Source organism: Ignavibacteriales bacterium (assembly GCA_026390575.1).
GTDB lineage: Bacteria > Bacteroidota > Ignavibacteria > UBA10030 > UBA10030 > Fen-1298.
Genome location: JAPLFR010000015.1, coordinates 390,092 through 404,278, shown reverse-complemented (window position 1 = coordinate 404,278; position 14,187 = coordinate 390,092). Strand labels below are relative to the sequence as shown.

The following is a 14,187-nucleotide window of genomic DNA, read 5'->3' as shown; positions in this document are numbered from 1 at the left end:
TCTCACATAGCCATCGCTTGCATACGCGGATACTCCTGCAATAGAACTGACAATGCCTTTGTACTCGACTTTATCAGCAGGATACTTTGCAGCAATAGTAAACGCTGCTGCGTTAACAGCATCACTCTCTAAGCGAATAGGAACCGAGAATGCGGTCTTTGCATCAACATCTACACTGCCTTTTTCTGCAAACGTAACTTTTTGTTTCGCCAGCATACTGGGAGTACCATCAACCTTGCAATCACCCATAGCAATAACTCTAATTATTTGATTGCTAAGGTCTTGAGTCAAGTTTTGATCTGTTTGATATGTAGATGTATAGTATGTTCCCGCTGGAAATACTGTGTTCGGATCAGCCACACGCTTCAAAATCAACTGCGCATCGAGAACGTTTATTGTTATCGATGGACTTACAAGCCACACAGGTTCACCACCAACGGTATGAACAGGTGTTGCATCGCAAGCAACACGACCAAGAGTTGCATTATCACGGTTCACATCTGCTGCAATCCGTGCCATCGTATTAGCAGACGAGATGTTGCCAGTTATGCGTCCCACGGCAGTATTGATCGCTGCAACTGCATCGCCAGCATCTATCATGCTTGTGGGGAATTTAGATGTAGCTGGGAATGTAGACACCATACCAACATATCCATCTGTCATACCGGAAACCTGACCGATTGAATAAACTCCATCACCAGTGATTGCTGATGTAGTAGTAAACAATAAAGTAGGAGTGTTAATGTCTTTTACTCTCACTACTAAGTCAGCGTGTCCAAAACCGCTTGTAGCAGTAACAGGAAGATCGCCATAATAAACCTTCCCGGCTATTGTGACTATTGCAGAGTTGTAACCAAACGCTAATATTTTTGTTCCAGGTGTAAAGGCACCTGATGTGACAGGATTAACCTTTATATATGTAATAGCGTGGCCGCTACCAGGGCTATTATTATACGTTCCGATCATTTTCACCCATTTTTGAGTAGCAGCTAATGTATTATCATAGGTAATTAATCTTACATCGGCAACGTCTTGGAATACATCCGTAACAGTATATGCCGCGGTTACTGCCAAATCGGTAAGGCTACCGAGACTATTTGTAACACCTACCGTCCAATTGAATAATGAAGCCCTCTTAACTGAAATGGACGCACCTCCAGTACCAAGAAATTGAAGATTACTTGGACTTTCAGTTACACCACTGAGTGCAGTAGCAAAACTAACGGTCGTATATCCAGGTCCCGTTTGAGCAGATGTAATTGTCAATGGAGCATACTTTGTACCATCTCCAACTGGGAATTCATAATTAAATCCACTACCGACGATTGACGCTGCAAACGTTCCATTCCATACATAGGCATTTACACCAGGACCAGGAGCTGTAGAGATAGCAGGGTCAGCGACAAACAACACATTTCCACTTGCACCCATGTTAATCTTTCCATAAATATTCGGGGAGTTATTACCAAATATCAGTTTTTGAATGGTAAGGTTGCCGCCCGTTACATAAAGACTACCTGACGTCAATGCAACATTCACCACAGAAATTTTTCCTGTTCCTGAATAATCTCTTGATGTTGCATTCAATTTCCAAGTCTGCGGACCTGCACCAAAAAATGTAAGCAAGCCTGTAGATAAATTATCCGTGGCTGCATCAAGTGATCCTTGCAGAGTCAGTGGTGCGGTACTCTGTAGAGTAAGCCCTCCACTGCCGATTGTAACATTTCCGGTAACAGACATTCCGGCGGTGGCGGTTGAAACGACTGAAGCAGTGCCCTCAGCACGAAGATTTCCCAATATAGTCAGACCAGTGGTGACTGTGGCAGTGCCTGTATTGCTAAATGTAAGATTTTGTAAATTCACACTGCCAACATTCACATTAGTAGCATTGCCGCTAACTGTAAGAGTCTTACCGGCGTTCATAGAGAAAGTACCACCGATTGACAAAGCCCCAGTTCCAGAATATTCGAGCGAGCCAGCACCACTATATGTTCCTGTAAGCGTTGCGGTGGCACCAGTTACTTTCAGCGACCCACCGTTAGTAATAGTTCCTGCTGCTGTACTCAAAAGAACAGTTTGTATATTTACACCGGAAACGATACTAAGGGAAGCAGAACCTTGAAGAAGTAACTGACCACTAAGGGTCCAGTTATTAGGTGGTGCTATCGCTGTTGCTGTACTATTGGTACCATCGAGAATTAGATTATTATTACTTAATGCATTCATAGATGTTATTGCAAAACCAATCCTCGGTTCAATTAAAACATCACCTCCGCTAGGTATCGAACCAAAAGTTACCTTTTGATTGATATCAACTGGAATGAGATTTATAGTACCAGCGCCAGTAATATTACCTATTACCTGAGTGCCTACTGTCCCGGCAACAGTTAAAATACCATACAATCCGCCTGTACCTTGGTTTGTAAATGTCGTTTGATTAACAACTGTAGCACTTGAGGGAATTGTAAAAGCAGCGGTCCCATCAACTGTTAGAACACCAGCAACCGTTGTTACTCCTGTTGGTGAAAATGTCTTTAATGATGGAGTTCCATTAGAAAGGGTCAAAGTTCCATACGAGTACTTATTTATTGTTTGAGCTCCTGTAGCATTAAATATAACTGAAGAAGCGTTACCTATAACAACATTAGTAAAAGTAGGTATTGTGGCTGCACTAACATAGAACAATCCAGCATCTTCCACCTTTAAAGTGGACGCTCCACTAACCGGTAAAAGCAGTACACCATTATCATAAAATTTTCCGCTACTAACATCCAATAGCGTTACAGTTACAGCTGCTGAAGAAGCCAACTGCACACCAGCACCGGAATTGTTAATGTATATGCTGGTGAAAGCTCCAGATGGAATTGATTGTAGTGTACCAGTTGTACCGCAGAAATTGAACGAACCACCCGCTTGGAGAGTTCCGTTACTGCCTATTGTTATTGATCCTTTAATATTATGTGTTGCACTACCCGGATTGAATGTTCCGATATTAATATTAAGTGTACCATCTATCGTCAAAGCTGATGCCGCGGCAAACACAACTAAGGGGCTGGCGGTAATAGTAAGATTGTTGTATTCAACTCCTGCAACTGTCGTAGCACTTGAATTTGCATAAACGACTTCTGAAGCGCCAGCAGTAAATGCTGTAGGGTTAATGGACATTGCAGGTGTGCCAGACAATGTAATTTTATACGCTGTATTTGGATCGCCTTTCAATGCACCATTCACCGTGAACCCACCTCCAACTGCGATAGGACCACCAATAATCTGCACAGTGGTTCCGGAGGTTATAGTAAGTCTACTAAAGTTAAGAGTTGGAGAAGCTGTTGTAGTTATTGTTTGCAATGCTGAGGAAGCAAAGAAGACATCGCCCGTTGAACCTGGATTAAAACTTCCTTCCCTGATAAAATCTCCATTTACGGTTATTATGCCAGGTTTAGTTGCATTACTCGCTATTAAAGTACCAGTGCCTTTAATCCATAGCTTGTGATTCACTAGTAAGACACCAGCTGTGGAGTTGTCTGATATATTCATGGTACCTGTAATAGTTAAATTTTCACATGTAGCAGCGCCTGTCAGAACAAGGTTAACACCACCTGATTGTGGAGCACCGACTACTACATCATAACCCGTTCCAGGTGTGGAACTACCATCCCAGTTCAAGGGATCTGCCCAAGAACTACTGATTGCACCCGTCCAAGTTGCAGGGGTGTTAGTTTGTCCAAACACTGCAGCACTTAATATCACAAGCAGCGCGACAAGTTGAAAAAGTTTTTTTGTATACATTTGTTCCTCCGATTAGAGATTATTTGAAAATTCTAAATGCCTCTTACGGCATCCCTTACTAATTTCTGATCTACGAACACTTTTGAAGAATTCCAATTTTAAAAATTTACATTTACAATTCTTACTTCATTCTCCGCGCGAAGCGGATCTCACACGATGGAAAAAGAAATTAGCTAGAATTAAATGTTAACCATCCTCTCATATATTTTTTAACTCCTTATTATTTTGTGAAAAGAAATTGCATTAAAATTTTTACTCAGCTTGTTTTGCCGAGGTAATAGAAAAGTCGAATGAATACTCACCACAGAATTACAAAACGGCCTCAGTTCTTCCGTATCTGATTGCAAGCAATATATGAGAATTCAACAATCTTGTCAAGTCTTTTTTTGTGTTCTAACGCACAATAATACGCATTTATATTGGGGCAATTCGCTGCCGGTCATTTCTTCCACCCTTGAATTCCTCCTCAAGAATTTTGTATTGTATTTTTTTGAGATTAATCCTTTATCGTTTTCACACGCCCTGAGCACCTTCAGACTTTCCATCAATATTTTTGATTTACTTTGTTAAAGTCATCATCATAAATATGAATAAATATACGCATTGTTTTTCTTTTTGAGGGATTTGTTTCTTTGAATTCCTTATGCCAACATAAGGTATCAAGTCCAATTTGTCAACCATTTTTTATAAATATTTTTGCTCCATGTGACGCTCCACACAAGCATTGTATACCCTTCCTGAAGATTTTCTTGAGAATTTGCTGCACGCTATGCAGCCATTCATTTCAAGATTCCAGCTATTCGGATGTACCCATGACGCATGCTCTATTATATAGAGAGTTCGTAATATTTTCTCAAGGTTCTCTCGGAAAGCAAAAAGACTAACAGGTTTTGGTCGTGTCTCTGTTTAGTGCGGTGGCTGACCAAAAAGTGTAAAATTAACGGTAATCGAAACCTCCCGCCTGCTCGCCGACGCTCGTAGAGCTTAGGCGAGCCTGCCGGACGGGCAGGTCAGGTTTCGTTTTCAGATAATAGAGGTTGTCTAAAAAGTATGTGCACAGGGGCGTCACGAATCCCCGCCTGCGTGACTGCGCCAGCAGTCGGGCAGGATTTCGTGACGCTGAGCCATTGAAAACAATTCATTTTCAGTGTCACGGTACGGACCGTGACACTCAAGTTATTTATGTTACGCAAAAAAAGGAAAAAGAAGACTGTCATTCCCGCGGATTGTAAGTCCGTTTCGATTAGTAAATCGAAACGAGATCTCGATCCGACTTTAGTCGCGACCGCGACTGCCATATGGCAGTCGGGCAAAGTCGGACGGGAATCTAAAATAGCCCACTCCCCAAGTTCCTCCCTCCTTGATTTTCCATTATCTTCGGCTTAAGTTACTATTACATTCATCCGCACAGAGGAAGCACATTGACATTTCTTAATCCCATAGCATTGGTTGGACTCCTTGCGGCAAGTATTCCTATCCTGCTGCACATATTCAATTTGCGCAAGCTCAAAACGATTGAGTTCAGCACGCTGTCGTTCTTGAAAGAATTGCAGAAAACAAAAATCCGCCGGCTGAAACTCCGCCAATTGCTCTTGCTGGTTCTTCGTACTGTATTAGTTGTTCTTGTTGTCTTCGCATTCTCACGTCCGACATTGAAAGGTTCACTCCCCGGCGGTCTTGCCGAGCAGGCGAAGACAACGGCAGTTATTCTCTTTGACGATTCGCAAAGCATGACCGCGAACGACGAACAGGGAGAACTGCTGCATCAGGCAAAGAATACCGCCCTTGCGGTCGTGAACCTTTTCAAAGACGGCGACGAAGTATTTCTTCTTAAATTTTCCGGTGTCCCTCTCGATGGAACAACAGAACTTCCTTCTGCCCAGCGAAACTTTCCGGTCATCCGAAGCACCATCAATGAAATGAAACCGTCATCGATGCATCGCACAATCGAAGATGCGCTTCGCTTTACCGCCCGGCTCCTTGCTGCATCCCAAAACTTTAATAAAGAAGTTTATGTCATTTCCGATTTCCAGGCTGGTTCACTTGAATCTAAAGCGCACTTGATGAAAACCAGCGAGAAACTCTTTGCGCCGGCGGTACAATTCTTTTTCGTTCCTCTCGGCAAACGCGAATTGCAAAATGTTTCTGTAGAATCGATAGAAATCCCGAATACAATTTTTGAAGTGAACAAATCCTTTACTGTGAAAACGAAGCTTACAAATCACGGCACGTCAGGCGTGCAGAATCATGTTGTCAGCATCTATCAAGATGGAAGCCGGGTAGGACAAAAAGGCGTTGATATCCTTGCCGGACAATCGGTGGAGACGGAGTTCACGCTTGTGCCAAAGCATTCTGGATTCATTGAAGGAAAAATCGAATTAGAAGACGACGATCTTGAATTTGACAACACACGCTTTTTCACCGTGCATATTCCGGAAGAACTTCATGTTCTTCTTATCGGCAGCGCACCCGATCTTACCTATCTTCGAATAGCTCTCGCCCCCCGACTTACCGACAGCAGTGCAAGCTTAAAAATTAATCAGATACCGTATGACCGTTTTTCATCATCTCAATTGAACAATATCGATGTCGTTGTCCTTTCCAATCTGCACGAATTCACGCCCGATCAATCTTTTGCCTTAAAGACATATCTTCAAAATGGCGGCGGCATGCTGTTTTTTCCCGGTGCACAAACGACTGGTACCGTCTATAATACTGCCATCGCTGCACCGCTTGGCATATCAACCGCCGCAGCTTCAGATGATAATTCCACGACAAAATCGACCAACTCATTCATCGAATTCGACAAAGTCGATTTACGCCACCCGCTCTTTGTCGGAATGTTTGAAGAAACCGAATCAAAACAATCGTCGGGAACGACGCAGCGTCAGCGTGTACTGGAATCGCCGCGCATCGCAAAATCATTCCATTTTGTTCCAACGCCGAGATCGAGATCTATCATCACATTGACAAACAGCTATCCATTTCTGATAGAAGAACGGATTGGCAGCGGACATATATTGTTATTCAGTGTTGCTGCCAATGCCGAGTGGTCGGATTTACCATTGAAAGGATTATTTGTTCCGTTGGTGCATCGTTCGCTTGCCTATCTTGCGCAAGGATCGGCAATGGAACATTCATTGTTAGTTGGTGAAGCAACAACTATTCCTCTTCACTCGGTTGTTCCGTCAAAACTTACAATTACGAAACCGGGCAATCTGGAACTCGTTATCAATCCTCAACAGCTTGCGGCAGAAAAAAGTATCCGGTATTCCGATGATGACGTACCGGGAATCTACACCGTTGCATCTGTTCAGACGACTTTGGATAAGTTCGCCGTGAACGTCGATCCGGACGAATCAAACACAGCGCCATCGGATGAGACACACCGAGAGACCATGTTCAAACGGATCGGTATTTCGGACAACTCCATGCACACGGTGACCCAGCCGCAAGAGGTACAGCGCATCATCACAGAATCACGTCTCGGTGCCGAACTTTGGAAACAATTTCTTATCGCCGCGCTGATTATTGCTATCATCGAAATGTTCGTGGCACGAGATACGAAGCGTCATCGTTCTTTGGCAGCAAAACAAATTACATAGGTCACACCTCTACGGCTTTTCGATGATAGTACGGAGCAAGGATCATATTTAAGCAATTATCGAGGTTGTCTAAAAAGAATAATCAAGTGGGACAAACATTTGGGAACGACAATAGGATTTTTTCGGCTTCTTTGGCTCGGGGAGTTGGTTAGATGTCGGACACCTTCCTTAAGAATTGCAATGCGAGGTGTCTGACATCTTTCTGGGTCCACAACAAAAGAGGGTGCATCTTGCGATCCACCTTCTCTGTCGGGATACCACTCCCTAAGCAAAAGATGAAACGAAGCGCATTAATAGAGGAGTTCCACTGAGTCTTACTATAATAGTATGAAAGAATCATTATGATTGAATTAGCTCAAACCGGAAAAGAAAAGTGCATTCTCGTTGGAGTGCCGACACGCTCGAATTTAAAAGCCGTGGTTGATGAGTCACTCGCAGAACTCGCATTGCTCGCCGACACAGCGGGAGCGGAAGTTGTAGGAAGAATAACACAGGATCGCGATCATATCGAACCGGCGACGTACATCGGGAAAGGAAAGGTTGAAGAAATACATCAGCGCTTGAAGGAAGAAACTATTCCGCTTGTTATTTTCGACGATGACCTCTCACCCGGACAGGTGCGAAATCTTGAGCGCCTCATGGAATGCAAAGTCCTTGACCGCAGCGGATTAATCCTTGATATCTTTGCATCGCGCGCAAAGTCCAGTGAAGCGAAAACGCAAGTGGAACTTGCCCAGCTTGAATATCTTCTGCCCCGCCTCACACGCCAATGGACGCATTTATCAAAACAATTCGGCGGTATCGGCACAAAAGGTCCCGGCGAAACGCAAATCGAAACTGACCGCCGGCTGATTCGTACACGCATCAGTCACCTCAAAGAAAAGCTTGAGCGTATATCGCAGCAGCGTGTTACACAACGCCAGGGACGCACCAAGCACACACGCACTGCGCTTGTGGGCTATACCAACGTTGGTAAATCAACTCTTTTAAATCTTCTTGCCGGTTCAGATGTGTTCGTTGAAAACCGGCTTTTCGCAACACTCGATCCGACAACGCGGCTCGTGCCGCTCAATGCTACTGTTTCCATTCTTATGACGGACACCGTCGGTTTCATCCGTAAACTGCCGCATCATCTTGTTGCATCGTTCAAGAGCACGTTGGAGGAAATAACTGAAGCCGACATTCTTCTTCATATCGTGGATATATCGAGCCCGTACTTCGAAGATCAAATCAACGTCGTGCAGGAAACGTTAGAAGACCTTGGTGCCGGTGATACGCCGACACTGGTTGTATTCAATAAGATAGACATGTTCCAAGACCGAAGCATCCTGCCGACGCTATCCGAAAAGCATCCAAACTGTGTGTTCATCTCCGCAGTCCGGGGAATAAATATTCTCGGACTGAAAGAAGCGGTTGCACAAATGCTGGAGCAAGAATTTATGGTTGAAGAAATTGTAATACCGGATTCAAAACAAAAGCTTATTGCACAGCTGCATGATGTCGGTGAAGTGTTAGAGCGGACATACGAAGATGGAAAAGTGAATATGAAGATACGGATTCACCGGAGAGATAAAGAAAGGTTTTTGCAGCTCGTTAAATGATCAAAGGAAGATTCGCTATTTGTTAATTTAACGCTTTAAAAAAGAGAAATTCTTCCTTTGGAACAAAATTTTGGTCTCGTATATCGTACACAACGAAAAGGAAAGTATTACTGAGAACTATCAGTGTAGCTGTGAACACTTTAACTAATCATAAGACGAAAAAAGTAAATCTCGAATCTACTTTATGAATTGTTTGAGCATCATTTTTTCAATATCGAAATATACTTCAGCGAGTCTAAGCTCCTGCGGACTTGCTCCAAATGAGGATCTAATTGCAGAGCTTTCCCATAACAATCTAATGCATTTTTGTAATTTCCGGTTTGACGATAAGCGGCACCAAGATTAACATAGGCATTTGCCTTTGAGCTGTCTAATTTCACAGCGGTCTTGAAAAATTCGATCGCTCGATAATAATCCTTTCTTGAAAAAACAATTGCGCCGATATTGACATACGTAACACTTCTATTCGAGTCGCATTCAAGAGCGCGCTGAAAGTCCTTCAATGCCTCATCGTAATCCCCTGCAAGGTAATGTGAATATCCAAGGTTTTGCCAGAGGCTCCACCGCGCGGAAGATGTCTCGAGGGATTTTCGGAAATGAACAATAGCTTTCTGCAATAATACTGTTTGTTGGTCACCTTTCGGGAGTTTTTTCCCCAGCATCATATACATCTCACCGAGTGATGAATGTATCATAGCATTATTCGGATCGTATTCGAGCGAGCGTTGAAAGTTCCCTAGTGCCTCATCATAATCGCCGGCGATCGAATAGGCATATCCAAGGTCGTGCCAGATCGCCCACTGCGACGGAAGAATATCGAGCGATTTTCGTAGGTGAACAATGGCCTTCTGCAATAGCTCTGTTTGTTGGTTACCTTTCGGGAGTTTTTTCGCCAACTCCGTATACGTTTCACCAAGTGACGATTGTACTCTAGCACTGTTTGGGGATGAGATTTCATCGGTCTCTAGAAGTGTTAGATTGTTCTTCCAATCTGCTCCACGGTTAATGGTGCGAATGCTTAATATGATGCAGATGACAACTATAGCTGGAACTATCCATTTCTTTCGTTTACCTGAAGAGTTGAATTCGAAACGACCAACATGAGCAGTAAAAAGACCAAGAGTGTAGCAAAATCCTAATGATGGAGTGAAAAGAAATCGCTCAGCCATTGTGGACCCCATGAGAAAAAAAAGATTCGAAACCAGAGAGAGTGTTATAAGATAATACGCGACTCCAAAACTCTGTTGATCCCTTTTTACGAATCCATACATCGCATAATAAGACAATGCAATATATACTGCAATACATACAATCGACCACATATCATCCCAACCAACAAACGGAATCTGATTAAATGAATAATCATACGAAAGCCGAAAAGGGAAAAAAAGAAGGAGGAGATAGCGGCCTAGTATATTAAACGCCATTGGAGTACGCGCGAAAATTCCTGGAGAAGCTACAAGTGAATTGTCAATGAGCGGAGGCATTTCTTTGAATGCATCGACATCGACGATAGACCATCGAATAAACAAATAAGCTAACGCTACAGCAGCAAATGGAAGAGTTTCCCGAACAATTCGCCGCCACTTTAGCTCGGTGAAAAAGTGCATGGCTAACGGAACGATGAATAGGAACATAATAACATGTTCCTTCGAGAGTAATGCAAGGAAGTAACTCAGACAACTCAATATCCGAAGCCCGATCTTGTTTGCGCTGATACCACGGAGTAAAAGGAATAGAGCACAGATCATGAACAAAAAACTCAACAGCTCATCTCGGCTTTTAATATTTGCGACTACTTCAGTGTGGACAGGATGAACAATGAATAGAAGAGTAATAATAAATGGAACGATGGGATCATAATTTTTGAGCATTGTTCGGAGAAGGGGAAATAGCACAACTGCAATGAAACAATACAAGATCACATTAGTTGCATGATGTACATGAGGATTATGCCGAGCCAGATTCGTCTCTATGGCATATGTTGCCAACGCAAATGGACGATACGAATCGTTTTGTTTGTTGTACCCAACAAGGTAGCCTTTCGAAAAAATGTCCACAAGACCTGTAATTCCCTTTTGAACAAAAGTATTATTTTCTATAATTGGGATATCATCCATTGTAAAATCGTGAAATAGCGTGTTAGCATATAATAGAAACGCAATAACAAAGAGTAGGACGGGAGTTGTGGCTTTGTGAGAAAACAAAATTGTGTGAAGATCTCCCTCGTGTCGATGTCCGGACATTCTCCCTGGAAACTTATGTTGATGTGTTAATTTTGACATGAGATAACTCTATTCCTCAGCATAATCATAATGACTGGACATCTTCGCGCATACGAATATGAATGTCAAACGTTTTAATAACTAAAATTTCAAATATCAATGGAAGGCATTGCGAAATACTTTACTTCCCATTTTTAATCTTATTTACTGATGTAACGCAGAATCCGACAAAATATTGCTACGACCTATGCCAAGGGCATCCCCTTCGGGACAGATCGTGGTTTTAATATCTCCTTAATAAATCTGGGCTTTTCCCAAAGGGATGGAGACTGTGTCAAAACTATAAAAAGGATCTCGTCATTCTGAACGAAGTAAAGAATCTAAACTAAAAACAAGACTCTTCGTTGTGCTCAGAGTGACAAAAGCTACTTATTACACAGTCTCGATGGCTTTTTGCTATGCCCAAAACGACACAATATGTGGCTAAAGCCATTGCTACATCATTATCATTTGTCCACGACGTAAACGACGAGGCTATAATTCAACTTACTTTACGTAACATTAGTAAATAATCCTACTTCTAATACCTGATGACTTTGAATAATTGAGAAGTTGATCCTCGAGGGATTTTTCAAGGGCGCGATTAGCTTTCAATTCAACAAGGACTTGTCCTTCTACTAAAACATCAGCAATAAAATCTCCAACGGGTTGGCCACCATAGAGTACTTTAAGAGGCTTCTGTTGCACAGTATTCAATCCAATTGATGATAATTCTGGTACCAAAGCATTTTCGTAAACTTTTTCTTGAAATCCACTCCCAAGCCGATTATGGACTTTGAAAGCTGCGCCAATAATTTTCTCCGTCAGTTCTTTCAACGGATACATTTCTTCAGCCATGCTTTTCAATTCCCTATTTATCTTTTTCCGTCCGCCACCGTAAAACGGTAGCGGGACACCCCTCCTTGTTAAGGAGGGGAAATTTTCTCCCCTTTAAAAGGGGAGATGTCCCGATGAATATCATTCATCGGGATAGAGGGGTTGTATAAAAACACAATAGCTGAATAATTACCTTTTTACCAGTTTTTTAATCTGCGAAATCCGTTATCTGTGTTTCATCAGTGTATTCTGTTCAATCACTTCAGTGCAATCTGTGCAATCACATCAGTGTAATCTGCGCAATCATTTCAGCGTTCTGATGTCATTATTACCGTTTCGCCTTTGAACAATTTCTTCACTGTATCCGCATCTGCACGAGAACCGACAATACTACCGTAATGCATTGGAATAAGCAGTTTTGGTTTAAACACATTCGCAGCTTCAGCTGCTTGCGTTGCCGTCATGGTATACGTACCTCCGCATGGCAGCAATGCTATATCCGTCATAATTTCCCGCATCTCCGGAATGAAGTCCGTATCCCCTGCGTGATAAATCTTCTGACCGTTCGAGAGAGTAATAATAAATCCCACCCATTTATTTTCTTTGGGATGAAACTTCTTGTCAAGATTGTACGCCGGCACCGTTGTCACCTTCAACTTGCCGATCGTGTAAGCTTTTCCTGGAACGACAGTAATAGCCGAATTGCCAAATTGAGATGCAACATCTTTTGGGGCAACAATAATCGTCTGATGCGTTTTAATCTTTGCAATATCTTCCATCGAAAAGTGATCATAGTGAGCATGCGTAATAAAAATGATATCTGCTTTTGGCAGATTTGTCGGAAGTTTGAATGGATCAATATAAATCTGCATAGCGCCGTCTTCAATGCGGAATGCCGAATGTCCCATCCAATGAATGTGTTTGTGTTCCATATGTCCTCCTATGAGCAACATAGAAAGCAAAGAAATAATCCAAGTCATCACTTTGTCCTCCTTCGTTGCTTCTCTTTTGCTTTTGCAAATCCAGGCTTTAACACATCGTAAATTAATGCAATGCGCTGTTTGTACGGCATGAAAGCGCTCTTCATTGCATTAATAGTCAGCTTTTCCAGATCTTCAAATTTCAAGTGGAACATTTCTGCCGCCGTGCAATACTCATCTGTGAGCGTGATATTGCTCATAAGGCGATCATCGGTATTGATTGTGCAGCGGAACTTATAGCGATAGAGAATGCCGAACGGATGTTGTTCCATACTCTGCACCGCACCGGTGTGCACGTTGCTGGTCAGGCAGATTTCGAGCGGAATGCGTTTGTCTAACACATACTGTGCAAGCGTTCCCATATTCAATACTTCGCCTTCTTTTACACGCATATCTTCGATCAGCCGCGTTGCATGTCCGATGCGATGTGCGCCGCACCATTGAATCGCCTGCCAGATGGATTCTTTGCCGAATGCTTCACCCGCATGAACGGTAATGTTAAAATTTTTCCGTTGGATATATTCAAAGGCATCCACATGTTTTTTTGGCGGATAACCGCCTTCTTCGCCTGCGAGATCGAATCCAACCACCCCGCGATTCCGGAAATCAACCGCTAACTCCGCCATCTCTAATGAAGCAGATGGATTCAGATGCCGCATGGCACAAATGATGAGGCCGTAATGAATGCCGAAATCTTTTTTCCCGTGCTCAAATCCGCGCAGTACTGCTGCAACCACCTTTTGCGGATCGAGTCCCTTACCGGTATGGAACACCGGAGCAAACCGCGATTCGATGTATACCACTCCATCTTTTTTCATGTCCTCCAGTGTTTCATACGCCACGCGTTCAAGCGCTTCTTCCGTTTGCATCACGCCGCATGTATGATCGAATCCTTCAAGGAAAAGCGATAAACTTCCGCGGGCAGCGCCGCGATGGAACCATTCCGCCAATTCACCGGCATCAGCAGTCGGAAGCTTTTTGTACTTCTGATCTTTTGCCAATTCAATGACTGTCTGCGGGCGCACACCACCATCAAGATGATCATGCAGCAAAACTTTTGGCAGAGTTCGGATAAATTCTTTTTTGAATTTCATACATCGTCCTTCTCTTT

The 14,187-nt window shown here is 43.0% G+C and carries 7 protein-coding genes; 2 read left to right on the top strand and 5 right to left on the bottom strand.

From position 1 onward, the window contains the following. On the bottom strand, nucleotides 1-3,789 hold a 3,789-nt coding region (locus tag NTX44_12985; protein MCX6122516.1), incomplete at its 3' end, for a hypothetical protein. A gap of 1,421 nt (nucleotides 3,790-5,210) precedes the next feature. On the opposite strand from NTX44_12985, the gene NTX44_12980 reads away from it, so the two are divergent. Then, on the top strand, nucleotides 5,211-7,394 hold the full coding sequence (locus NTX44_12980; protein MCX6122515.1) for a BatA domain-containing protein: 2,184 nt from the start codon (nucleotides 5,211-5,213) through the stop codon (nucleotides 7,392-7,394). Nucleotides 7,395-7,735: 341 nt separating this feature from the next. Further along, nucleotides 7,736-8,995: a GTPase HflX gene (gene hflX, locus NTX44_12975; GenBank protein MCX6122514.1), complete on the top strand. Its 1,260-nt coding sequence runs from the start codon at nucleotides 7,736-7,738 to the stop codon at nucleotides 8,993-8,995. Nucleotides 8,996-9,195: 200 nt separating this feature from the next. On the opposite strand, the gene NTX44_12970 is transcribed toward hflX, so the two are convergent. The 4 genes from NTX44_12970 to NTX44_12955 form a co-directional block, all read right to left on the bottom strand. Next, a complete protein-coding gene (locus tag NTX44_12970; GenBank protein MCX6122513.1) occupies nucleotides 9,196-11,115 on the bottom strand; it encodes a tetratricopeptide repeat protein in 1,920 nt (639 codons plus the stop codon). Nucleotides 11,116-11,781: 666 nt separating this feature from the next. Next, entirely contained in the window at nucleotides 11,782-12,117 is a 336-nt protein-coding gene (locus tag NTX44_12965; protein MCX6122512.1) for a GxxExxY protein, read from the bottom strand. A 287-nt stretch (nucleotides 12,118-12,404) separates the two neighbouring features. Continuing rightward, nucleotides 12,405-13,028, bottom strand: coding sequence for an MBL fold metallo-hydrolase (locus tag NTX44_12960; protein ID MCX6122511.1), 624 nt, complete (start codon nucleotides 13,026-13,028; stop codon nucleotides 12,405-12,407). 47 nt (nucleotides 13,029-13,075) lie between these two features. Further along, the gene (locus tag NTX44_12955; GenBank protein MCX6122510.1) at nucleotides 13,076-14,170 is read right to left on the bottom strand and encodes an adenosine deaminase; all 1,095 of its coding nucleotides are present in this window, start codon (nucleotides 14,168-14,170) and stop codon (nucleotides 13,076-13,078) included. Between the last annotated feature and the right edge of the window lie 17 nt (nucleotides 14,171-14,187).